We start from the raw sequence: 24,371 nt of genomic DNA on the forward strand, positions 1-24,371 counted from the left end.
TGGCGACCAGCGTAGACGATTTCAACACCGCGCGGCACCGACCGCAAGCGCGATCGGGCGTCGAGCTAGCCGAGCACCGGCCGGCGCCGCGCCGCCGCGAGCGCGGTGACCTCGCGCTGCACCAGCTCGGTCAGGTGGGCCAGCGCCGCGGCGACCTGCGCGGGGTCGTCGGGATCGTCGTAGCCCAGCTCCCACAGCCGCACCGGCGCCAGCACGCGCATCGAGATCTTCGACGGCAGCGGCAGCGCGAGGTACAGCGGCCCCAGCGACAGGCCGAACGGGGCGCTGAGCACGAGCGGGAAGACCTTGAGCCCGGTCAGTTTGTCGAGGCGCAGCGCCCGGGCCAGGCGCTCGCCGCGCGACAGCACGAACAGCGTCTCGTGGGTGCCGACGTGGGCGAACGGCACCAGCGGGACGCGGGCGGTGAGCGCCATGCGGATGAAGCCGGCGTGGCCGTGGAAGTCGACCTGGTGGCGCTCGCGGAACGGCTTGTGCGAGTCGCGGTCGCCGCCGGGGAAGACCACGAACTGGCCGCCGCGCGCGAGGATCCGCAGCGCGACGTCGCGATCGGCGAGGACCGCGCCGACCCGCGGCAGCCACGGCCCGACGCCGGGCAGGCCGTAGAACGCGCGGTGGGCGAGGAAGTACAGCGGGTGGGCGAAGCCGAAGCGGCGCATGAGCGCGACCGCCAGCATCGCGCCCTCCATCGTGTACGTGCTGCCGCAGTGGTTGCCGAACAGGATCGCCGGCCCCGCCGGCACGCGCTCGATGCCCACGAGGTCGCACCGGAAGTAGCGGTCGTACAGAAACTCGAGCGCCGGGAACAGCCGGCGGAGCTGCTCGGGATCACGCTGATCGAGGTCGGTCGGATCGACGGTCACCGCGGCACGGCTCCATCGTACGGCCGAACCTGGGCGCGGTGGGCGCCGATCCGCGTGCGCGGTTGTCGCAGCCGCGGCGGCTACTCGACGACGACCGTGACGGTGGCGGTGCGGCCGAAGACCTCGGGCGGGTCCAGCTGAACCGGGCTACTCGACGACGACCGTGTCGGTGGCGGTGCGGCCGAAGACCTCGGGCTGGTACATCTGCTCGGCGCGGGTCGGCGGGACCACGAACGTGCCGGGCGTCGTGGCCCGGGCGACGTACGTGTACGCGTGGACGCCGGCGGGCAGGCGCGCGGTGAAGGCCTCGGCCCGATCGTCGCGCAGGTCCTGGTGCTCGAACCAGGTCGGCCGCCACCAGCGACCGTCGTCGTCGTCAGGATCGGGCGGCGTCGGGCCGGTGGCCGCGAGCGCGGGGTTCTGCGGCTCGAGGCCGGCCGGCAGCGGATCGACCAGCGCGACGTGATCGCGCGGCCCGTCGGCCACCAGCGCCAGGCGCACGCGCACCCGCGCGCCGGCCTTGATCGCCCAGGTGCCGTCCGGTTTCCGGACCACGTCGCCGGGGTCGTCGACCGGCTCGTAGCGGCGGGTCACCGCGAAGCCGCGATCGACGGCGGCGAGCTGCAGGCTGGCCGGCGCGTAGGCCAGGGCGACGCGGTAGTAGAGGCGCCCGGGCCCGTCCTTGGCGATGATCAGGTCGGCCGAGCCGGCGCTGGCGCGCGCGGCGACCGCGGCGATCGGGATGGCGAGCGCGAACCGCTCGGTCGTGCGGCCCTGGAACGCGTGGTCGCCGGCGTAGCCGTCGCCGAGCCAGATCCGGGCGACGAAGGCCGGCGTGACCCGCTCGAACGCGCGGACGTACTGATCGAGCGCGCCGAGCACGACCGCGTTCTCCTGCGTCGACGCCCAGCGCCCGGCGGTGGTGTGGCCGAGCAGCCCGGCCGCGAGCTTCGGGATCAGCGGGCTGGTGCGATCCTCGGCCAGCAGCGCGTCGAGCACGACCGCGTCGGCGCGCCGGTCGCTGGCCAGCGCCAGGTACGCGCCGTCGGCGTAGGTGGTCGTGAAGTGGGCCTCGGCCGCGGTCTCGGTGACGCGATTGTCGAGCGTGCGCCGCAGCGCCGCGCGCTCGGTGGCGGCGTCGGGCCGCTGGGCCAGCACGGCCAGCAGCCAGCCCGCGGCCTCGATCGGCAGCGCGTCGACGCCGCCGGCGTCGGCGATCACGCCGCGCGCGCGCACGACGTCGCGGTCGCCCGCGAGCGCGCGGGTCGCCAGCGCGTAGCTGGTGATCGCGCGCCGGACGTCGGGCCCGTAGCTGGCCGGGAAGCGCCGCTCGATCGTGCGCAGGTACGCGAGCGCCTGGTCGAGGGGCGCGGCCGCGACCGTGAAGCCCGCGCGGCGGGCCCGCACCAGCGCGTTGGTGACGTGGACGGCGAGGAACGGCCACGAGGCGTCGCCGCGGCGCCAGAACCCGAAGCCGCCGTCGGCGTTCTGCAGCGCGTACAGCCGGGCGAGATCGGTGGCGACCCGCGCCTCGAGCTGGGCCGCGGTCGGCCGCCCCGGCCCGGCGAACGTCGTCAGCACGTCGCGCAGCTCGGCGATCGCGCCGACGCGCGCGCTGATCTGCTCGGCGCACTCGAACCGGTACGCGACCAGGTACGCCAGCGCGTCGGTCAGCGCCTCGCGCTGGGTCGAGCTGGTCTCGATCTCGAGGCCGCCGTGCGCGGGGGCGACCGCGCCGGGCAGCGCCACCGGCAGCCGGACCGCGCCGTCGTCGAGCTGGCCGTACGTCGCGAACGCCTCGGTCGTCGCCGGCGTCCACACCGGCAGCGCGACCTCGGCCGCGTCGCTGCCAGCGCGCGCGGTCGCGGCGATCTGGAAGCGCGCGGTGCCGGGCCGGGCCACGGCGACCGGGAACCGGAGCTCGACCCGATCGTGGGCCGGGACCGTGACCCGCTGGCCGCGGCCGGCGGTGAGCGTGGCGTTGGTGGCGCGGACCGCGACGTCGACCTCGAGCGCGGCCGCGGTCTGGTTCTGGACCACGACCGGCAGCGCGAACCGATCGCCGACGTTGAGGAAGCGCGGCGCCGACGGCCGCACCATCAGCGGCAGGCGCGCGGTGATCGCGCTCTCACCCTTGCCGAACTGTCGGTCGCCGGCGACCGCGAGCGCCACCAGCCGGTAGCGCGTGAGGTTGTCGGGCAGGGTCAGCGGCACGACCGCGCGGCCGGCGGCGTCGGTGATGACGCTGGGCGCGAACACCGCGAGCGGGTCGAGGCGGGCGCGGACCGTGATCGGCTTCGGCGGCACGCCGGCGGCGGTTCCGAGGACCGCGCCAAAGGTCCGCCCGGACGGGACGTTGCGGGTGTAGTCGTCGTCGACGTCGCCGACGACGGTGACCTCGTCGGGCAGGCTGTCGAGGCCGCGGTCATCGCCGGCGACGAACGGGTCGCCCGCGCCCATCAGCCGGACGAACTCGCGCAGGCGATGATCGGTGACGTCGGCGTCGCGGCGCCGGTAGAAGGTGTCGAGCGGATCCTCGAAGCGGGCGTCGGTCAGCGCGAGCGTGGCCTCGTCGACGGCGAGGACCGCGACCTCGGCGCCGCGCACCGGCCGCCCGGCGGCGTCGGCGACCGTCACCTCGAGGGCGGTGCCGGCGCCGGGCGCCGCGACGGCGACCCGCGGGTGGATCGTCACCGCCAGGGCCCGACGCGTCGGCGGGACCGGCAGGTCGATGGTGCCGACCGCGTAGGCGGGCCTCGGGGGCAACGCGGCGCCGGGCTGGCCGGCGGGGGCGGTGCGCGCCGCGGCGCCGATCAGGTCGACCTGCACGTGCACGCTGGGCGCGGCGCTCTCGGCGATCGGTACGCGCAACGTGCGCGACGGGCCGGTCAGGGTGAACCGCGACGACGAGACGATGCCCGCGCGTCGGACCGACAGGACGCCCTCGGCCGGGTAGAACGGCGCGCGGATCAGCAGCTCGGCGGTGTCCCCGGGCTGGTACGCCGTGGCGTCGGGGATCAGCAGCACCTGCTCCTCGTCGAGGTCGGCGGGCGTTGCCGCGCCGCCCGCGACCCACACGATCAGCTCGGTGCGGTTGGTGCGGCCGCGCTCGTCGGTGACCGTGCCGGTGATCCGATACGGTCCGCTGGCGGGGGTCGCGAACGCGCAGGTGCTGGCGGCCGCGGTCGAGGTCAGCGTGCAGGTCTGCGGGTCGGCCTCGATCGTGACGACGTCGCCGTGGTCGCGCGTCGAGTCGAGCCGCGTCGCGTGGAGCGTGATCGGCTGACCGACCCGCGCTGCGCCGTCGAGGTCGACGTCGATCGCCTCGATCTCGATCGGCTGGCCTTGCGCGACGTACGGGCGCGCGGCGCGCAGGCCGAGGTACGCGCTCGCGGGGTGCACGAGCAGCGAGGTGCTGGCGGACCAGGCCTGCCGGTTGACGTCGGTCACCGTCGCGGTGGCGGAGATCGACATCGGGGTCACCGGCTCGACGCCGAGGAGGTCGAGGTGCAACGTGTGGGCGCCGTCGGCGTCGGTCGTGCCGGCGTGGGTCCAGTCCTGCGGCTCCAGGGACGCGTGCCGGGCCCAGGCGCGCTGGCCCCGGACCCACCACGGGGTGTCGCGCCCGAAGCTGAAGTCGTCGCGGTTGGGCGGCACGAACACGGTCTCCTCGGCCCACACGTCCCAGCGGACCGCCGCGCCGGGCAACCCGCCGCCGGCGAAGTAGCGCGCGTCGACCGTCACGTCGGCGCTGCCGCCGACCACGGCGATGGCGTCGGCGGCGTGGGCGCTGACCTCGAACTCGGGCCGACGGAACTCTTCGATCTGGAACTCGTGGGTCTCGGTGCCGTGGAGACCGCCGCGGGCGGCGAGCTCGACCTTCGCGCGCCCGAGGCGCGCCGTCGCCGGGATCGCGAACGCGAGATCGAACCCGCCGAGCGCGCTGACCTTCGCCGTGCCGCGGGCCAGCTCATGATCATCGTCGTCGAGCGCGCGGTAGGTCACCGACGACACCTGGCCGGCGACGCCGGCGAGGTCGCCGCCGGTGCGGCCCTGGGCCACGCGCAGCCAGCCCTTGACGTGGACGTCCTCGCCCGGTCGATAGACCCGGCGATCGTCGGTGACGTGCCAGCGCAGCTGGTCGTGCTGGGGCCGCTTGATCCACGCGGCGGACCAGTCGTACGCGAACCGGCCGGCGGGCACGAACGCGACGTCGTCGCCGCGCCGCGCTACCAGCAGCGCCGGGCCCCGCGCTGCGCGCTGCGCGAGCTTCAACACCGCGGTGCCGTCGGCGCCGCTGTGACCGGTGACACCGGTCGGCTCGATCGTCAGCGCCGCGTGGGCGACCGGCGCGCCATCGCTGAGCCGGCTGACCCAGGCGCGCAGCTCGTCGGCGTCGACCGCGGCGTCGACGGCGAGCCCGGTGGCCTGGATCCAGACCTCGAGGCGCGGCGGCAGGCCCGGCGACGTCCACGGCGCGGGCTCGACCACGGCGATCACGTGGCCCCGTCCGTCGCGCAGCGCCGGGGCGAGATCGAGCGCGGTCCTGGTCACCGCCGCGCCCGCGCCCGACACCGCGACCGCTCGGTCGAAGACCTTGGTGCCAGGCACCGGCGGCGCCGGCCGTCGATCCCATCGCGCCTCGATGTGCCGCGCGTAGGCACCGAAGTCCTTCGGCGTCACGGCGTAGAGCTGGACCTTGACGGCGGTGTAGCTGCGCGTGAACACGTCGAGGGTCGGGCGCGTGGCCGCGGGATCGACCACGAACATCGCCTCGGGCCCCCAGAAGTACGGCGTCGCGCCGCCGGTGGTCCACGTCAGCGCTGCGTCCTGCCCGAGCGTCTGGCCGAACGCGTCGACGAGCGCGCCCGCGAGGACCGCCGTGTAGCGCGTGTCGGCCGCGCCGGCGATCGTGATCGTGCGGCCGTCGATCTCGACCTGCGCGCCGGCCGGCGTGACCGCCACCTGATCGGCGTCGACGCGATCGCCGTCGAGCGGGTTGCTCAGCTCGATCTCGAACGATGCGCCCGGCGGACACGGATCGGCGCGGCACCCGGCCCGCGCGATCGCCAGCGGTGGATAGGTGCGGAACCCGAAGCGCTGGGCGTCGGGCGACCGGTCCGGGCCCTCGCGCGACGGCGTGCCCGGCCCGACGGAGATCTCGACGCGGGCGTCGGGTGGCAGCGGCGCGGTGGTCACGAACGCCAGCCAGCGATCGCCCGGCCCCGCGGCGACGGCGTCACCGATCAGGCGCTGCAGCGCGGCGTGCCGACCGATCTCGGCGGCGGTCGCCAGGCGGGTCGGGTGGGTCGCGCCGGCGGCGGTCACGGTGATCGTTTCGAGCACCGCCGCTGGATCGATCTGCTGATCGAACGCGACGAACATCGGCGCGTCGCGGGGCTGCGGGCCGTCGCCCGGCCAGGTGGTGACGATCCGCGGCGTCGGCGTGGTGAACGTGAAGCGCGTGCTCGTGGTCAGCGTCGCGCCGCTCGCCGCGGTCGCGCCCTTGGCGATCGTGACGGTGTACGTGGTCGCCTGCGGGAAGCGCGTGCCCGGATCGAAGGTCAGCGTCTGCGCCCCGAGCCATCGCCACTGCCCCGGCGGCGTGGGCGTCAGCGTCGCGGGGACGGCGGTCGCGGCGTCGTCCTGCGCGGTCACGGCGACCATGGGCTGCGAGAACGTGACCTGCAGCTGCGGCGCGGTCGGCACGTCACCAGCGGGCGCGTAGCGCACCACGGTCAGCGGCGCGCGGCGACCGACGCGCGGCGGTGCGGGCTGCGCGGGCGGCGGGAACACGCCTGCGATGGTCGTGCTCGAGCGCGGTGGCGGCGCACCAGCACGCAGCGCGAAGGGAACCGCGTCGGTCGGCGTGGCCCGGATGGGCGCGACGCGATCGAGGACCGCCTGGGCGGCGGCGTCGTCGAGCGCGGTCGCGGGTGCGAGCTGAGACCGCACGGGCGCGGGCCGCGCGGCGGCACCGTCGGAGAGGCGCAGGGTCAGGCCGGTCGGCTCGACGGCAGGCGCGAGCGGCGCGCCGGCTGCGGCATTGACGACCGTGCGCGGGGCGCGCGCAGGGCGGGTCGGCCCACACGAGGTCGACGAAAAAACCACCAGCGTCACCGCCGCGAGGACCCGGAACATGAGGCTGTGCTGCATGGATGGCACTCCAACGGGGCCACCGCCTGGAGCGGTCTGACCTGACGTGCGCGAGTCGATGTTCGCTGCTGACCGGCCCGCGCGCCAGTCGTCTCGTCGGGCGTCGCACGCGGCCGGAGGGGACGGTCTTGGACCACGTTTCGGGCGGCCGATCGTCGCCGTGCGGTCGCCCGGGGGCCGGGTGTCAGCCGATCGGGTGTCAGCCGATCGGCTGTCAGCCGATCGGAGCGTCAGCCGATCGGGTGTCAGCCGATCGGAGCCTCGCCCGGCGGGTGTCGCCGGTCGGGTGTCAGCCGATCGGAGCGCCCCGCCGGGGGGGTCAGCCCGGTCGCGGTGTCAGCCGATCGGAGCTCGCCCCGGCGGGTGTCAGCCGGTCGGGTGTCAGCCGATCGGAGCTCGCCCGGGTCGGGTGTCAGCCGATCGGGTGGCAGCCGATCGGGTGGCAGCCGATCGGAGCCGCCGGTCGGGTGTCAGCCGATCGGGGCTCGCCCGGGTCGGGTGTCAGCCGATCGGGTGTCAGCCGATCGGAGCTCGCCCAGGTCGGGTGTCAGCCGATCGGGTGTCAGCCGATCGGTGTCAGCCGAACGGAACCTCGCCCGGTGTCGCCGGTCGGGTGTCAGCCGATCGGAGCCTCGCCCGGCGGGTGTCGCCGGTCGGGTGTCAGCCGATCGGAGCCTCGCCCGCCGGGTGTCGCCCGGCCGGTGTCAGGTACGATCGTGACCGTTGGTTGGCAGGGACAGCGTGAAACCGCACATGGACGGGCGCGGGCGGCACGGGGGCGCAGCTGCTCCAGTGGGGACGTCCAGTGGGGACAGGCTCCTGGGTCCCAACCCAATGTGATCATTTCAGATTTCAGGCCTACCGCGTCAAACGAGGGGACATGATCGTGGGCCTCAACCATTCAAGATCAATAGGGAATTCTGTCGTACTGCAACGAATCAGCGGCAGCGCCAGTCCCGGCGCCGGGCGATTGGGGAACAGCCGATCGGGACGGCCAGGCGGCACGGAGGCGCAGCTGCCCCCAGTGGGGACAGGCTCCTGGGTCCCAACCCAATGTGATCATTTTAGATTTCAGGCGTACCGCGTCAGAATAGGGGACATGATCTTGGGCCTCAACCCTCCAAGACCAATGGGGAATTCTGGCGTACTGCAACGAATCATCGTCCAGTCCTGAGCGACCAGTCCCGAGCGACCTGGGGCCGGGCGATCGGGCCGCCATCACGGGGTCCCTGACCGGTCCCAGCGGCCGAGGGTCCGCGGATCGGGAGGCGGATCTTCGGAAGCCAGCATGCTCCGCGAACCTGACGGAGATTCAGGCGCGGTACGGCGTAAATCACTATTGATTTCGATGTGTAGAGACCAAGGAGCCTGTCCCCGAGGTTGGTCCCAGCGGCCGAGGGTCCGCGGATCGGGAGGCGGATCTTCGGAAGCCAGCATGCTCCGCGAAGCTGACGGAGATTCAGACGCGGTACCTCGTAAATCACTATTGATTTCGAGGTGTTGAGACCTAGGATCCTGTCCCTTTTTCGGCCGCGGTAGGCCGAAATTCTATAGTGATGTCGATGGGTTGAGACCCAGGAGCCTGTCCCCGAAAATGGCTGACGGCGCCGGGTGGCGCCGTCAGGGTGGCTGGAGGCTAGCGACTAGCGGTGGTTGGGACGGGTCGGCGAGGAGGGCTCGCGGACGACGGGCGGAGCCGAGGGCTCACGGGGCGGCGGGGCCGAGCGGGTCGGCGGGGCCTGCGGCGTCCGCGCGGGCGGCGTGGGGGTCGCGCGGGTCGGCGGGGCCTGCGGCGTCCGGGCGGGCGGCGTGGTCCGGGCCGGGGGCGGCGCCGACGGCGTGATGGTCCGGGGCCGCGGCGCGATCGGCTGGGGGGCCGGGCGCGACGGGCGGTCGGGCTGCTGCACCACCGGCGGGGCCGACGGCTCACGCGGGGGCGGCGCCGAGACCGGCGGCTGGGGCCGGGGCTGCGCCTGGATCGGCCGCGTCGGCGGGGGCGGCGTCGGACGGACCGGCCGCACCGGGGCCGGCTGATAGACCGGCGGGCGCGCCGGCGGCGGCTGCACCACCGGCGGGGCCGACGGCTCGCGCGGCGGCGGCACGTAGATCGGCGGCTGCGGCTGCGGCGGACGGACGATCGGCGGCTGCGCGACTGGGCCCTGCGGCTGGACGATCGGCGGCCGAGGCTGCGTGATCGGCGGCTGCACGACGGGCGGCCGGGGCTGGTTGCCCTGGACGATCGGCGGCCGGGGCTGGTTGCCCTGGACGATCGGCGGCCGGGTCGCGATCGGCGGCCGACCCTGACCGCGGTGGTCCTGGACCTGGGCGCGGGGCGGCAGCCGGTCCGGGGTCGACCAGTAGCCCGGGTAATAGACGTACTGACTGTTGGAGTAGTCGTAGTACGGCTGGACGTAGTAGTAGCCCGGCTGCTCCTGGACCCAGCGGCCCGACATCCAGACCCACTCGAAGCTGTTCCAGTGCCAGTACCCGTCGATCCAGACGTAGCCGTAGCCCGGCGACTGGGTCATCGACTCGTACAGAGCCGGGGGCGGCATGCTGCTGGCGTAGGCGACGGAGGGCTCCCCTACGTAGACGCCGCCTGACGCGTACATGCTGCCCGAGCTCGAGTAACCGTAACCTGCGTTCACGGGGCGTGCGTCGCGAACGACACACGCCTGGGCGGCGAACGCGAGGCCGGCGATTCCAAACAACTGTGCAAGGCGGCGCATCTTCATAAGTTCCTCCGGGACGGGTCTTCGACGGCGTGGAGCTGCGAAGGATTCAAAGTCTAGTTGACGCTGCTCCCGACAACAAGTACTCAGAAAGGCCCATGAAAACGGTCTTCTCTGGGATCCAGCCGTCGGGTGATCTGCACATCGGCAACTACATCGGGGCGATTCGTAACTGGATCACTTTGCAAGACCAGTACCGATCCTTCTTCAGCATCGTCGACTACCACGCCATCACCCAGGACTACGCGCCCAAGGAGATGAGCAGGCGGGTGTTCGACATGGCCACGGACATCCTGGCCCTCGGCGTCGACCCGGACAAGGCCGTCCTGTTCGTGCAGTCGATGGTGCCGGAGCACACCGAGCTGTGCTGGGTGTTCGACGCGGTGACGGGACACGGCGACCTCGAGCGGATGACGCAGTTCAAGGATAAGTCGCAGAGCCAGCCCGACAACATCAACGCCGGCCTATTCCAGTACCCGGTGCTCCAGGCCGCCGACATCCTCCTCTACAAGGCCGAGCTGGTGCCCGTGGGCCAGGACCAGGTCCAGCACATCGAGCTGGCCCGGCGGATCGCGCGGTCGTTCAACCATCGCTGGGGCAAGGTGTTCCCCGAGTGCGAGCCGAAGCTGACGACGACGCCGAAAGTGCTCGGGCTCGACGGCCAGCAGAAGATGTCGAAGTCGCTCGGCAACCACATCCCGCTGTCGTCGATCGAGGAGAAGCCGCTGCGCAAGCTGCTGAGCCGCGCCGTCACCGACGTCAAGCGGGTCGAGCGCACGGACCCGGGCGACCCCGACGTCTGCAACGTGTTCGCGTGGCACGGCATCTTCTCGACCGACGAGGATCGCGCGTGGGTGCGCGAGGGCTGCACCACCGCCGGCATCGGCTGCGTCGACTGCAAGGGCCGCCTGGCCGAGCGCATCCTCGCGCACTTCGGGCCGTACCGGGAGCGCCGGGCCGAGCTGGTCGCGCACCCCGAGCGCGTCCGGGACGCGCTCTACGCCGGCGCCGAGAAAGCGCGCGCGGTCGCACGGAAGACCATGGACGAGGTCCATCACAAGCTAGGCTTGTGGCGATGACGGAGCCGACGTGGCGATGACGGAGCGGACGTGGCGAGACGCCCGCCGCGGTCGCGGCGGGGGGGGGGGGGGGGGGGGGGGGGGGCCGATGGAGCGACGTGGCGCTCGCGCTGACCTCCCGCCGCGGCGCGATCGCGGCCGCCGCGCGCGCGGTGATGGCGATGGCGCGCGCGGCGACGATGGAGCCGACGTGGCGCTCGCGCTGACCTCCCGTCGCGGCGCGATCGCGGCCGCGGCGAGCGCGGTGATGGCGATGGCGCTCGCGGCGACGATGCTCGGGCGCGGGTGCGGCGTCACGCGGCCCGGCCCCGAGGCGGCGGTGCGCGGCATGATCCAGGCGGCGCGCGCCGGCGATCGCAAGGCGGTCTGGCGGCTGCTGTCGCCCCAGACCCAGCGCGCCCTCGAGGACCGCGCCCGCAAGGCCACCGATCTGGTCGGCGCCAGCACCCGCTACACGGCGCTCGATCTGATCAGCGTCGGCACCTCCGACGACGTGCCGCCGCCGACCGACGTGCGCGAGGTGTCGCGCTCCGGCGACCGCGCCGTGGTCGAGGTCGGCGGGCCGACCGGCCGCGCGCAGATCGAGGTCGTGCGCGTCGACGGACGCTGGCGGATCGATCTGCCCGCCTACCGCGCGCCCTGAGCGGCGGGCGTCAGAACTCGCCCGGCGCCGCGAGCAGCGCCGGCGCGCACTCGAACGGCACCGCGAGCGACACGCCGTCGCGGGTGCCGTCGCCGTCGAGCTCGACGTCGGCGCGCAGGAGCTGCTGGCCGAACGCCGCGACCTCGCTCGCGGTGACCTCGCCGTCGTGGTCCTCGTCGAAGAACTGGTGCGCGGCGGCCGTGAACGAGTGCTCCGGGTGCGCCGCCATGTGCGCGACGGTCTGCCGGCCGACCTGATCGAGCGCCGTGGCCAGGCCGGCGCGATCGAGGACGCCGCCGATCCGCCCGCGGCACGGACCGCGCAGGTCGAGCTCGAGCCGGGCCTCGACCAGCGGGAACAGCACCGGCGGCTGATCGGGGAACAGCGGCACGCGGATGACGGCCTCGCCGTACTGCGCCGTCAGGACGCCGGCCAGGATCTCGCCGGTCAGCTCGCCGTCGACCGCGCCGGGGCCGAGCCGATCGGTGCCGTCGTAGCTCGGCGGCGCGCCGCTCATGCTCCACAGCTGCCAGGCGACCGAGCGATCGTTGGCCAGCGAGTCGGCGCGCACGACGTGCCCGAGGATCGTGTCGCCGCGGCTGAGCTGCTGGAGGTTGGCGTCGTCGATCGCGAGGCCGAGCGACCCGAGCGCGCCGAGCAGCATGCCCGCCTGGTTCTCGGGCATGTCGTCGTCGTCGAAGTCGAAGCCGACCGCGCGCCAGTCGGCGCCGGAGGCGGGGAACACCCAGCCGTGCTGGATGAATGCGTAGTAGGCGCCGGTGGTGACGTCCGGGGGACCGTCAGCGACCGGCGCGTCGGTGCACGCGAGGAGCGAGGCGGCGGCGAAGGAGGCGACGAGCGGGGTGAGGCGTGCGCGAACCATGCTGGTCGGTCCAGCAAACCACGTGCCGACGTGTTTTCGACCGGTTGAGGCCCGCGGGGGGCCAGAATCGGCGCTGGACCTGACAGCGGCGTCAGAGATCGAGCGCAAGCGCCGGCGCCAGGTCGCCGCCGGCGAGATCGACGTAGGCCTGACGGCGCGGCCGTCAGGGGTGCGCGTCGGCGCCCCAGGGCGGCGCGTCGGCGTCGAGGCCGCCGGGGGCCGCGTCATCGGGCAGCCACGGTTGGGCGTCGGGCAGCCACGGCTGGGCGTCGGGCAGCTACGGTTGGGCGTCGGGCAGCCACGGCTGGGCGTCGGGCAGCCACGGCTGGGCGTCGGGCAGCCACGGCTGGGCGTCGGGCAGCCACGGCTGGGCGTCGGGCAGCCACGGCTGGGCGTCGGGCAGCCACGGCTGGGCGTCGGGCAGCCACGGTTGGGCGTCGGGCAGCCACGGCTGGGCGTCGGGCAGCCACGGTTGGGCGTCGGGCAGCCACGGTTGGGCGTCGGGCGAGTACGGCGGCGCGTCGGGCAGGCCGCAGCCGCCATCGGGCTCCCACGGCTGGGCGTCGGGCGCGAAGGGTGGCGCGTCGTCCTGGACCCACGGCGGCGCGTCGGGCGAGTACGGCTGCGCGTCGGGCACGCCCGGATCGCCGGAGTTCTCGTCGAGGTAGAGCGTGCACGCCGACGAGGCGAGCACGCACACGAGCAGAGCGAGGCGCTTCATGCAGTGCAGGTGATGCGAGCGCGCCGGATCGATCAGCGAAATCGGCGGCGCGATCCGCCGCGGTCACCCGAGCGCCGGCGCGTCGACCGGCTCGATGGGGCCGTCGTCGACCGCGCCGTCGTCGATCGCCGGCGCGTCGGGCACCCCGCCGTCGTCGATCACGGGCGCGTCGGGCCCCGCCCCGTCGATCGGCCGCCCCAGCTCGACGTCGAGCTCGCACGCGCCCGCGAGCAGCGCCAGCGCGACGGCGAGCACGCGGCCGATCACGGCGCCTCGAGCAGCCGGCGCACGTCGGCGGCGCGCGGGCTGTCCGCGTGTCGGTCGAGGAACGCGCGGGCCGCGGACCGCTGCGCGTCGCGGCGCCCGAGCCGGCCGAGCACCGCGAGCACGCGCAGCTCGGCGCTCGTCGCCATCGCGCCGCTCGGCCAGCGCGCGAGGTAGGCGCGCCACGCGGCCAGGCCGTCCGCGGGATCGGCGGCCTCGCGCGCGGCGGCGGCGCGGTACGCCGCCACCTGGGCGGCCAGCGGATCCGGCGCCGGTGATGCGTCGCGATCGTCGCCTGGCGCCGGTGATGCGTCGCGATCGTCGAGGGGCGCCGGGCGCGAGGTCGGGGTCGGCCGTGGGCGCGCCGCCGGCGCAAGACCGTCGTCGGTCGCCGAGCGCGCAGCCGGCGAGATCGGGGTCGGCCGCGGGCGCGCCGACGGCGCAAGACCGTCGTCGGTCGCCGGGCGCGCAGCCGGCGAGATCGGGGTCGGCCGCGGGCGCGCCGACGGCGCGAGACCGTCGTCGGTCGCCGGGCGCGCAGCTGGCGACGTGGACGCGTGCGCCGGGGGCGTCAGCGCGACGATGGTCTCGGCGTCGGCGACGCCCGCGTCGACGGCCTCGACCGGAGGGGCGACCGCCGGCTCGATCGCCGCGTCGATCGCGTCCCCCAGCTGATCGATCCCCGCCGCCGACGTCGCGCCGGTCAGATCGATCACCTCGCACAGCGGATCGGCCTGGACGACGCGGGCGAAGCCGGCGAACACGCGCACCTGGGTCGCGTCGCCGCGCACCGACACCTGGGCGCTGCCCTCGACCTCGGCCGTGCATCGCGGGCCCGCGATCATCACGGCGCCGAGGGTCTCGACCGTGCCGGCGCTGATGTGCAGCGTGCGGCCGACCAGCCGGGCCTCGGCCGGCCCGACCACCGACGCGTGGCCGCGCCCGACCGCGAGCTCGACCCGCGCGCCGTCGGCCACGATCACCGCGCGCGGCGGCGCGCCTGGGCGCTCGCGCACGATCGTCGCGACGCTCGCGAGCGCGACGCCCGCGACCAGCACGCCGGCCAGCACCAGCACCCGACGACGACGACGCGGGCGCGGCGGCGCGCCGGCGAGCGCGGCCTCGACCCGCTGGCGCACCCGCGCGCGCGCGCCCAGCGGCACGTCGATGTCGCGCAGCGGGCCCCACGGCGGCGTCACGGCGCGCCCCCGTGCCGGCGCTGCCACAGCTCGGTGAACTGCGCGCGGGCGAGCGTGCGCCGCGACCGGACGGTGTTGACCGGGATGCCGAGGATGGCCGCGACCTCGCTCGGCGCCAGCTCCTCGAGCTCGGCCAGCACCAGCACCGCGCGCAGCTTGGGGCTCATGCGCGTGAGCACGTCGGCGACCTGATCCTGGGCCTGGTGCGTGGCGAAGTGCTCGGCGGGCGTCGCGACCCGCGCCAGCAGCGCCGCGCCCTCGACCACCCACCGCTTCATGCGTCGCAGCCGCCAGAAGCGGTGGTGCTCCGACACGACGCGCACGGTGATCGCGCGCAGCCACGCCAGCGGGTGCACGACCTCGGGCGTGTGGGCCAGGAGCGCGTGCACGCGCAGGAACGTCCGCTGGGTCACGTCTTCGGCCTCGGCCGCGCTGACCCCGGCCCGGCGCACCAGCCGGTAGACGTCGTCGAAGTGGCGCTCGTACAGCGCCGCCCACGCGGCGGCGCGGTCGCCCGACACCGGATCGGCGCCCGGGCGGGTCGTGGGCTGGGTCGAGGCGAGGGCCACCAGGGGAGGTAGTGGCGCGAGGGCGTTGGATCGATCAGTAGAACGTTCAGGATCCGGGCGGCCCGACGACGCCCGGGCCGGGAGCTCGGTCACCTCGCACCGAGCGCGATGTCGAGGCCCAGCCCGGCGGCCAGCGTGGCCCAGGGCGAGCGCCCGACCTCGGCGCCGGCGACGGTGTAGCGGTCGGCGATCGGATAGAGCGTGCCGTCGAGCTCGAGCCGCACCGACACGCCGAGGCCGAGCTGCAGCCCGAGCGCCGCGGCGGCGACCGCGGTCGGGTGCAGGCGCGTGGCCGCGACGCCCATGGTGTCGACCCGGCTGACCACCAGGCCGCCGCCGGCGCCGCCCTCGACCCAGGCGCGGCCGCGGGTGCGCGCGCCGACGGTGGCCTGCAGCGCCCAGGGCTGCCGGGTCGCGGCGGCATCGAGCGGCGCCGCCAGCGCGCCGACGTCGCCCCAGTCGAACGCGACCCGGACCCGGGCGTCGTGCCAGCGCGAGCGCCAGGCGCCGTCGACCCGGGTCGCCCCGGTGCGCGCGACGTCGCTGGCGAACACCAGCGCGCGGCCGGCGCCGACGAACCAGCGCGGCGAGGATCGTGGGCTGGTCGGGGGGATACGAAGCGCGGGGGGCTCGACCGGCGCGGCGGGCTCGGTCACGGCGGGCGCGCGCGGTGGCGGCGCGGCCAGCTCGATCAGCCACGCGTCGGCCAGCGCCGCGATCGCGCCGGCCAGCGCCGCGCAGTCGCGCCCCGCGACCCGCTGCTCCTCGAGCTGATCGCCGCGGGTCATCGTCACGGCCGCGCCGTCGGGGCCGTCGAGCACCGCGATCGTGACGTCGGCGTCGGCGCCGTCGACGACCGCGACCGTGTCGGGCAGCGCGGCGATCACCCTGGCCGCGTCGGGACAGGCGCCGTCGACGGTCACCCGCACCGTGGGCCCCGCCGCCGCGGTCGCGGTCACCAGCACCAGGCCGCACGGGACGATCGCGCGCACGCGTCGACGCTAGCACGGGCGCGCCGACGGCCGATCACCGCCCGCGCGCACCCGTGCGGCCCATCACCGTGCATTGTCGGGCGGAGCGCGCTAGCGTGCGCCACCGTGACCGTCGTCCCGCTCCCCGACGCTACGCCCGGCGCGCTCGAGCACGCGCTGGCGACCGTGTTCGGGTTCGCGACCCTGCGCCCGGGCCAGGCCGAGGTCATCGCCGACGTCCTCGAGGGCCGGCCGGTGATCGCGGTGATGCCGACCGGCGCCGGCAAGTCGCTGTGCTACCAGCTGCCGGCGGTCGTGCTGGGCGCGGCCGGCGGCGTGACGCTGGTGGTGTCGCCGCTGATCGCGCTGATGAAGGATCAGGTCGACGCGCTGGTCGCGCGCGGGGTCGCGGCGGTGGCGCTGACCAGCGCGGCCTCGTCCGAGCAGCAGCGCGACATCCTCGACGGGCTCCGGGTCGGCGCGTTCTCGATCATCTTCGTCGCGCCCGAGCGGTTCAAGAGCCCGCGCTTCGTCGACGCGCTCCGTGACTGCGGCGATCGCCTGGCGCTGCTCGCGATCGACGAGGCCCACTGCATCAGCGAGTGGGGCCACGACTTCCGCCCCGACTACCGCCGGCTGGGTGACGCGGTCCGGTCGCTGCACCCGCCGCGCCTGGCCGCGTTCACCGCCACCGCGACGCCCGAGGTCCGCGCCGACATCGCGGTCCAGCTCGACATGGCGGCGCCGCGCTTCCACGTGCGCGGGTTCGATCGCCCCAACCTCACCTACGAGGTCGAGCGCGTGCGCGGCATCGACGACAAGTCCCAGCGCATCACCCAGCTGGCCCGGACCCGCGACAGCGGCGTCGCGCTGGTCTACGCCGCGACCCGCAAGAACGCCGAGAAGTACGCCGAGACGCTCAAGCGCGCCGGCATGCGCGTGCGCGTCTACCACGCCGGCCTCGACGACCGCACCCGCGACGAGGCCCAGGACACGTTCATGGCCAACAAGCTCGACGCGGTGGTCGCCACCAACGCGTTCGGCATGGGCATCGACAAGGCCGACATCCGCGTGGTCGTCCACGCCGACATCCCGCGCAGCCCCGAGGCCTACTACCAGGAGTGCGGGCGCGGCGGGCGCGACGGCCGCCCGACCCGCTGCGTGCTGCTGTTCGGCGCCGGCGACGTGCGCCTGCAGGAGTTCCTGATCGACGCGTCGTACCCGTCGGCCGACGTGCTGCGCGCGCTGTGGAAGCTGCTGCGCGACGAGCCGAGCCTGGGCACCGGCGACGCCGAGGACCGCCTGGGCAAGCGCCTGCCGGGCGAGCCGCACGCGTCGACCGTAGGCGCGGCGCTGCGGATCCTCGAGCGCCACGGCCTGCTCGCCGCCGACGGCAACGGCTGGAGCGCGGTGCGGCCCGACCCGGGCAGCTACCCGCCGCTCGACGTCGAGGCCCTGGCCCGGCGGGCCGAGGTCGAGCGCAGCAAGCTGCGCGCGATGATCGACTACGCCTGGAGCGCGCGCTGTCGGCGCCAGATGATCCTGGAGTACTTCGGCGACGAGGACTGGGCCGACCCCGCCCGCCGGTGTGGCTCGTGCGACGTGTGCGACGCGGCCGCGCGCGGCGACGCCAACCTCGACGACGGCACCCGGGCCGCGGTCGTCGGCGTGCTCGAGCTGGTCGGCGTGCTGCGCGGCCGGTTCGGGCGCACGCGCGTGGCGTCGCTGGCCGCCGGCGGCGACGACGACGAGCGCTTCGCCGAGCTGCCCGAGCGCGGCTGCCTGCGCGGCTGGTCCCAGCGCGACGTGCTCGACCTCCTGCGCACGCTCGAGGGCGGGGCGCTGATCGAGGCGTCGCGCGGCGAGTACCCGACGGTGGCGCTGACCAAGCGGGGCGAGCAGGTCGTCGCCGGCACGCTCGACGTCGACTCGCTGGGGCTGCGGGTGACCGCGCCGTCCGCGCGCGCGCGCAAGCCGCGCGGCCCACGCAAGCGTCGTCGCGAGCCGTGAGACCGCTGGCGGCGCGGGCGTGGTCGCCGGCGTGGGCGCCGGCGGCGCGAGGTCAGGGCGTGGTCGCCGGCGCGGGCGTGGTCGCCGGCGCCGCCGGCGCGGGCGTGGTCGCCGGCGCGGGCGTGCCCCCGGTCGCCGGCGTGCCCCCGGTCGCGGGCGCGTCGCCGTCGACGCCGTCGCAGTTCTGATCGATCCCGTCGCCGGGCGGATCGTTCGCCAGCGGCCGGATCTGCGGATCGTTGTCGTTGCAGTCGAGGCGGCCCGGCCCCTCGGAGCACGCGTGGTCGCCGTCCTTGTCGGTGCCCGGCTTGCAGCGCGGCGGCCCGCCGTAGCAGGCCATCAGCGTCATCACCACGGCGCCCCCGCCGGCGACCGCCGCCAGGCGCCGCAGCAGCCCCGATCCGCGCGGCCCGGGCCGATCGCAGTGGGGACACGCCGCCCGACCCGCCGGCACCAGTCCGTCACAGTGCACGCACACGTTCAGGCGGCTCATGTCCGCCCATGATAACCCCGCGCGCGCGGCCGGTGTGGCCCCGCCGCGTCCCGACCGATCAGAAGATGTGCTCGAGGTCGGCGATCATGGTGATGTCGGTGTCGGCCAGCCCGCCAGGGTGATGTCGGTGTCGGCCAGCCCGCCAGGGTGGCGCCGCCGCGGCCGCCGCGACCGATCAGAAGATGTGGCCGCCGCGGCCGATCAGAAGATGTGCTCGAGGTCCGCGATCAGCTTGGTGATGTCGGTGTCGACCAGGCTGCCGCTGACGTCGAGCTCGACGCCGTTGCCCGAGATCTGGATCGAGTCGATCAGCGGCGCCGCCGGCGTGCCCTTGGCCTGCTTCTTGATCTCGCCGAGCCCCGCGCTCCCCATCCCGACGGCCTTCTGGACGTCGGCGGCCGAGCCCATCAGGACGTGGGCCGCGCCCTTCCACTTGCCGCCGGCCAGCTCGACGCCGCCGTAGCCGCCGAGGATGGTCATGCCGTCCTCCTTCTCCTTGATCGCCACCGCCGCCCACAGCGCCGCGTCGGTGTTGACCTTGGCGACCAGCTTACCCAGGTCGCCCTTGGCCGGGCGCTTGCCGAGCGCGGCCGCGAGCTTGCCCTTGTTGGTGGGATCCTCGGTGAACGCGACGACGTCCTTGGCCAGCCACGCGAAGTACAGCTTCTCGCGCTCCCCCGGCACCGAGTAGATCGTGACCTTGCCGGCCTTCTTGGCGGTCAGCTTGACCGCCTTGCCGGTCTCCTTGAGGGCGATCGACTCGAGGCACGTGCGCACGCGCGGCTCGTCGAGCCCGTCGAGCCCGAACACCACCAGCGGGTTATCGCCGTCCTTCATGACCAGCGTGAAGTCGGCGATCGCCGTCGGCACGTCGATGTTGCAGCCGTCCTTGATCAGATCGAACGCGCGCTTGGCGTCGGCCTCCTCGGACAGGAGCATCTGGATCGCCGAGGTGAACGCCTTGGTCGAGCGGGCCGCGGCGAGCGAACCGCCGGCGATCACGTTGGCCTTGGGATTGATCGAGCCCTTGACCGCGGCCCAGCTCTTGGACTCGGCGGAGGCGGTAGTGGCGACGGACAGGACCAGTCCAGCGACGGCGACGGCGACGGTTTTCGACATGGCGCGCATCATGCCCCGACGGCAGCGGGTGTGCACGCGAATCCTCAGTGCGACATCTGCGCTGTCGCATGCGCCGGGCGCTTGCGCGCGGGGCCGGTTTCCAGGTTCTATCCTGCCCGAGGCTGGTCGTCCGCCTCGGGAGCCCAATGTCCGAACCCGTCCCCGAACACAAGCCGTTCGTCCCAGCCGAGCAGAACATCCGCGAGCTCACGCTCCCCGCCGTCCTGATGGGCGCGGTGCTGGGCATCGTGTTCGCGGCGTCGTCGACCTACCTCGGCCTCAAGATCGGCCTCACGGTCTCGGCGTCGATCCCGGTCGCGGTCTTGTCGATCACCCTGTTCCGCTGGCTCAAGCTGCGCGGCACGATCCTCGAGAACAACATCGCCCAGACCACCGGCTCGGCTGGTGAGTCGCTGGCGGCGGGTGTCGCGTTCACGCTGCCGTCGCTGCTGATCATGGGCTTCGACCTCGAGCTCACGCGCATCCTCCTGGTCGCGCTGCTCGGCGGCCTCATCGGCGTGCTGATGATGATCCCGCTGCGCCACGGCCTGATCGTCGAGGAGCACGGCAAGCTGGCCTACCCCGAGGGCACCGCCTGCGCCGACGTGCTGATCGTCGGCGAGAAGGGCGGCACCGAGGCCAAGACGGTGTTCCTGGGCTTCTTCATCGGCCTCGGCTACGCGTTCTTCAACCTGATCTCGAAGGTCTGGGCCGACGTCGCGTCGTTCAAGACCGAGTTCGGCGGCCAGCTCAAGAAGGCCACCGTCGCGTTCGAGGTGTCGCCGCCGATGCTCGGCGTCGGCTACATCATCGGCCCGAAGGTGGCGGCGACGATGCTGGCCGGCGGCCTGCTGGCGTTCGTGGTGCTGATCCCGCTCATCGCCATGTTCGGCGGCCCCGAGATCGCCGCCATGTCCGCCGGCGACATCCGCGGCAACTACGTGCTCTACATCGGCGCCGGCGCGGTCGCGACCGGCGGGTTCATCTCGCTCGGCCGGTCGCTGCCGACCATCGTCAGCGCGTTCCGGCGCGGCCTGTCGAACCTGTCGGCCGACAAGGGCACGACCCGGGCCCGGGTGCTGCGCACCGAGGAGGACCTGCCGATGAAGCTGGTGCTCGGCGGCGCCGCGGCCCTGACGGTGGCGATCTTCGCGGCGCCGGTGCTCGACATCGACTTCTTGACCGCGCTGCTGGTCGTCGTGTTCGGCTTCTTCTTCGTGACCGTGTCGAGCCGCATCACCGGCGAGATCGGCAGCTCGTCGAACCCGATCTCGGGCATGACGATCGCGACGCTGCTGCTCACCTGCGGCCTGTTCGTGCTGATCGGCCGCACCGGCGTCGGCTACAAGGCGATGGCGCTGTCGACCGCCGCGCTGGTGTGCGTGGCGGCCTCCAACGGCGGCACGATCTCGCAGGACCTCAAGACCGGCTACCTGGTCGGCGCCACGCCGCGGCTGCAGCAGATCGCGATCGCGGTCGGCGTGGTCACCAGCGCGCTCGCGATCGGCATCACGCTGCTGCTGATCCTCGGCGCCGGCGAGAGCATCAAGCCGGTCCGCTACGACGGCGTCAAGCTCACGCCCACCAGCGAGAGCATCAAGGGCCCCGACGGCAACCACTACAAGGTCGCGTTCCAGCACGACACCGGGTCGATCAAGCGCGGCAAGTACATGGTCGACGACGCCGGCACGCCGATGTTCTTCGTCGAGTCGGCGGTCGAGGCCAACTTCCCCTACACGCTCAAGAAGCACACCGGCCAGCTACCGGCCGACGTCGTCGTCGCCGCCGCGGCCGCGGATGGCACGCAGGAGCTCAAGCGCGGCGACAGCGTCGTCGGCAAGGTGCTCGGCGAGGATCTCGGCATCGATCGCGCGTCGTACCGCGCGATCGAGCTGTCGACCGAGGTGGCCGGGCTCAAGGCCGGCCGGTACCTCGTCGACGCCAGCAACACGGTCACGTACTTCTACGACAAGGGCCCGACGAAGATGGACGCGCCCAAGGCGCAGCTGTTCGCGTTGATCATCGACGGCACGCTCGGCGGCGACCTGCCGTGGGGGCTCGTGCTGATCGGCGTGTTCATCGCGATCATCCTCGAGCTGGTCGGGGTGTCGTCGCTGCCGTTCGCGGTCGGCCTGTACCTCAACATCGCGACCTCGGGCGGCATCTTCATCGGCGGCGCGATCCGCTGGATGGTCGACCGCAAGCGCCGCGGCGAGTCGGCCGCCGAGGCCGAGTTCTCGCCCGGGATGCTGATGGCGTCCGGGCTCATCGCTGGCGGCTCCATCGCCGGCGTCATCCAGGCCATCATCTCGTCGCCCGGCGTCGAAGGCGCCGCCAACTGGGGCGCCCTCGACTTCAGCTCATACCTCCCCACCGCGCTGCAGACCAACCACGGCTGGTGGCCCATGATGTTCTTCCTCCTCATGGCCGGCTCCCTCTACTACGTCGCCACCCAGAGCAAGAAGCCCTCGTAAAGGGGACAGGATCCGGGGTCCTATCCCCTCGGGATCCCTCGTCTTTTCGACGTTACCGCGTCAAAGTAGGGACCGGCTCCGGGGTCCTATCCCCTCGGGATCCCTCGCCTTTTCGACGCTACCGCGTCGGAATTGGGGACAGGATCCGGGGTCCTATCCCCTCGTGATCCCTCGCTTTTTTTGACGCTACCGCGTCGGAATTGGGGACAGGATCCGGGGGCCTATCCCCTCGTGATCCCTCGTCTTTTCGACGCTACCGCGTCGGAATTGGGGACAGGATCCGGGGTCCTATCCCCTCGGGATCCCTCGCCTTTTCGACGCTACCGCGTCGGAATTGGGGACAGGATCCGGGGTCCTATCCCCTCGTGATCCCTCGTCTTTTCGACGCTACCGCGTCAAGATAGGGACCGGCTCCGGGGGCCCATCCATTCGGGATCAATCGCCTTCTCGAGAAACAGGGGACAGGCTCTACCCCCTTAACCGTATGTGATCGCTAATATTTTTCTGCCTACCGCGGCTGGATAGCCCTCGTCTTCGACGAAGAAGCGCCGTCAAGCTGCGCGAAGATCCCAGCCGCGGCACGGCCGAAAAGCGTATTTGATCTAGATAGTTAGACCATAGGAGCCTGTCCCTTTTTCGGCCGCGGTAGGGCCAAAAAGCGGTCTGAATTCAATGGGATAGAGGGTAGGAGCCTGTCCCCTTTGCTGGGGTGGGGGCGCCCCAGGCGAGATGGGGGCGGGTGCTCCAGGCGGGGGCGCGAGTCGCCAGTGATCCTGCGGGATGGAGGCTGGATCGGTGGTTGCACAAGGTTGGATGGTGAGAGGTGAGCTTATGAACCGCGTCCAGCTTGCGTGTGGTCTGGTGCTGATGGTGGCGGCGGCGTGTGGGAGCAACTCGGTGGGGTCGGATGGCCCATGCGAGGTCAACCCGCCAGACCCCGCCTGCTCGATCTCCTGCAACGGCGACGACGCGGCGTGCCCGACGGGCTTCTACTGCGGCACCGACGGCACGTGCTCGGCCGACTGCACCCAGGGCGGCGGCGAGTGCGGCAGCGGCTTCACCTGCGACCCGCGCGGCCACTGCGTCCGCGACACCAGCGGCGACGGCGGCGTCGACGACGACGGCAACAACTGCCCGTCGGTCACGGTCACGCCGATGGCGCAGATCCCGACGGTCCAGCTGCTGATCGATCGCAGCGGCTCGATGGACTCCAACTTCGGCGGCGGCCTCAACCGCTGGCAGGCGGTGCGCGCGGCCTTGACCGGCCCGACCGGCGCGGTCACCGCCCTCGAGAACCGCATCTACTTCGGCGCCAGCACCTACTCCAACGATCGCCAGGGCGCGTGCCCCGACGTGGTCTCGACGCCGACCCGCGCGTTCGGCAACCGCGCCGCGATCGACGGCCTGCTCGCGGCCAACCTGCTCACCGACACGCCGACCGGCGAGTCGATGCGCCAGATCGTCGACGGCTTCGCCGCCAACCCGCCGATGATGGGCTCGCCGCCGATCATCCTGCTGGCGACCGACGGCCTGCCCGACACCTGCGCGGACGTCGACGAGAGCCCGGGCGCGCAGACGCTGACGATCACCGAGACCCAGCGCGGGTTCGCGATGGGCATCAAGACGTACATCCTGTCGGTCGGCAACCAGGTCGGCGCGCCGCACCTGCAGCGCGTCGCCAACGCCGGCGCCGGCCTCGACCCCGCCACCGGCACCGCGCCGTACTTCACCGCCACCGACCCGGCCCAGCTGTCGATGGCCCTGCAGCAGATCATCACCGGCACGCTGTCGTGCGACTTCGACCTCACCGGCACGGTCAGCGACATCAGCCAGCCGGGCGGCCAGGTCACCCTCGGCGGCATGCCGCTGACGTTCGGCAGCGACTGGACGTTCGTCGACAACAACACGATCCGCCTGCTCGGCGCCGCGTGCGACACGTTCAAGGACGGCACCGCGACCTTGTCGGCGACGTTCGACTGCGGCGTCATCGTCAACTGACGCGGAGCGCGCGGGGGTCGTCGCACCGCACCGCGGTCGAGGCGCTCCGCCTGCGCGGCGCCGCGCGCGACACGTTCCAGCACGGCACCGCCACGCTGTCTTCGACCGCGGCGTCATCGTCACCTGATCCCGGGCGAGCGCCCGCGGCCCCGACCGTCCAGACGTCGGTCGACAGGCAC

At 73.5% G+C, this 24,371-nt stretch carries 16 protein-coding genes; 5 read left to right on the plus strand and 11 right to left on the minus strand.

The window, feature by feature from the left end; translation table 11 throughout:
• Nucleotides 1-65 precede the first annotated feature (65 nt).
• The 3 genes from IPL61_19740 to IPL61_19750 all read right to left on the minus strand — a co-directional run bounded on the left by IPL61_19740 (nt 66) and on the right by IPL61_19750 (nt 9,592).
• Entirely contained in the window at nt 66-881 is an 816-nt protein-coding gene (locus tag IPL61_19740; protein ID MBK9033466.1) for a 1-acyl-sn-glycerol-3-phosphate acyltransferase, read from the minus strand.
• Nucleotides 882-1,028: 147 nt separating this feature from the next.
• On the minus strand, nt 1,029-7,037 hold the full coding sequence (locus IPL61_19745) for an Ig-like domain-containing protein (protein ID MBK9033467.1): 6,009 nt from the start codon (nt 7,035-7,037) through the stop codon (nt 1,029-1,031).
• Nucleotides 7,038-8,680: 1,643 nt separating this feature from the next.
• Nucleotides 8,681-9,592: a YXWGXW repeat-containing protein gene (locus IPL61_19750; protein ID MBK9033468.1), complete on the minus strand. Its 912-nt coding sequence runs from the start codon at nt 9,590-9,592 to the stop codon at nt 8,681-8,683.
• Nucleotides 9,593-9,867: 275 nt separating this feature from the next.
• On the opposite strand from IPL61_19750, the gene trpS reads away from it, so the two are divergent.
• Together trpS and IPL61_19760 are read left to right on the plus strand one after the other, a co-directional pair.
• Nucleotides 9,868-10,848: a tryptophan--tRNA ligase gene (gene trpS / locus IPL61_19755; protein ID MBK9033469.1), complete on the plus strand. Its 981-nt coding sequence runs from the start codon at nt 9,868-9,870 to the stop codon at nt 10,846-10,848.
• A 190-nt stretch (nt 10,849-11,038) separates the two neighbouring features.
• Nucleotides 11,039-11,491, plus strand: a complete 453-nt coding sequence (locus IPL61_19760) for a hypothetical protein (protein ID MBK9033470.1) — start codon at nt 11,039-11,041, stop codon at nt 11,489-11,491.
• 10 nt (nt 11,492-11,501) lie between these two features.
• Here the strand turns inward: IPL61_19760 and IPL61_19765 are convergent, their stop codons facing one another.
• The 6 genes from IPL61_19765 to IPL61_19790 all read right to left on the minus strand — a co-directional run bounded on the left by IPL61_19765 (nt 11,502) and on the right by IPL61_19790 (nt 16,119).
• Nucleotides 11,502-12,374: a hypothetical protein gene (locus tag IPL61_19765; protein ID MBK9033471.1), complete on the minus strand. Its 873-nt coding sequence runs from the start codon at nt 12,372-12,374 to the stop codon at nt 11,502-11,504.
• Nucleotides 12,375-12,651: 277 nt separating this feature from the next.
• A complete protein-coding gene (locus IPL61_19770; protein MBK9033472.1) occupies nt 12,652-13,095 on the minus strand; it encodes a hypothetical protein in 444 nt (147 codons plus the stop codon).
• A 63-nt stretch (nt 13,096-13,158) separates the two neighbouring features.
• On the minus strand, nt 13,159-13,350 hold the full coding sequence (locus tag IPL61_19775; GenBank protein MBK9033473.1) for a hypothetical protein: 192 nt from the start codon (nt 13,348-13,350) through the stop codon (nt 13,159-13,161).
• Between the two features lie 8 nt (nt 13,351-13,358).
• Nucleotides 13,359-14,558: a hypothetical protein gene (locus IPL61_19780; protein ID MBK9033474.1), complete on the minus strand. Its 1,200-nt coding sequence runs from the start codon at nt 14,556-14,558 to the stop codon at nt 13,359-13,361.
• Complete coding sequence (locus IPL61_19785) at nt 14,555-15,127, minus strand: sigma-70 family RNA polymerase sigma factor (protein MBK9033475.1); 573 nt, start codon at nt 15,125-15,127, stop codon at nt 14,555-14,557. Before IPL61_19785 ends, IPL61_19780 begins: the two co-directional genes overlap by 4 nt.
• 89 nt (nt 15,128-15,216) lie before the next feature.
• A complete protein-coding gene (locus IPL61_19790; protein MBK9033476.1) occupies nt 15,217-16,119 on the minus strand; it encodes a hypothetical protein in 903 nt (300 codons plus the stop codon).
• Between the two features lie 105 nt (nt 16,120-16,224).
• Between IPL61_19790 and IPL61_19795 the strand changes: the two genes are divergently transcribed.
• The gene (locus IPL61_19795; GenBank protein ID MBK9033477.1) at nt 16,225-18,108 is read left to right on the plus strand and encodes an ATP-dependent DNA helicase RecQ; all 1,884 of its coding nucleotides are present in this window, start codon (nt 16,225-16,227) and stop codon (nt 18,106-18,108) included.
• Nucleotides 18,109-18,160: 52 nt separating this feature from the next.
• On the opposite strand, the gene IPL61_19800 is transcribed toward IPL61_19795, so the two are convergent.
• Nucleotides 18,161-18,601, minus strand: coding sequence for a putative metal-binding motif-containing protein (locus IPL61_19800; protein ID MBK9033478.1), 441 nt, complete (start codon nt 18,599-18,601; stop codon nt 18,161-18,163).
• A 201-nt stretch (nt 18,602-18,802) separates the two neighbouring features.
• On the minus strand, nt 18,803-19,720 hold the full coding sequence (locus IPL61_19805; protein MBK9033479.1) for a hypothetical protein: 918 nt from the start codon (nt 19,718-19,720) through the stop codon (nt 18,803-18,805).
• A gap of 146 nt (nt 19,721-19,866) precedes the next feature.
• Here IPL61_19805 and IPL61_19810 point away from each other — a divergent pair, with 146 nt between their 5' ends.
• Nucleotides 19,867-22,194 (plus strand): oligopeptide transporter, OPT family, encoded by a 2,328-nt coding sequence (locus IPL61_19810; protein MBK9033480.1) that lies wholly within the window; start codon nt 19,867-19,869, stop codon nt 22,192-22,194.
• Nucleotides 22,195-23,025: 831 nt separating this feature from the next.
• Complete coding sequence (locus IPL61_19815; protein MBK9033481.1) at nt 23,026-24,192, plus strand: VWA domain-containing protein; 1,167 nt, start codon at nt 23,026-23,028, stop codon at nt 24,190-24,192.
• Nucleotides 24,193-24,371: the final 179 nt, after the last annotated feature.

This window comes from Myxococcales bacterium, from assembly GCA_016717005.1.
Taxonomy (GTDB): domain Bacteria; phylum Myxococcota_A; class Polyangia; order Haliangiales; family Haliangiaceae; genus UBA2376.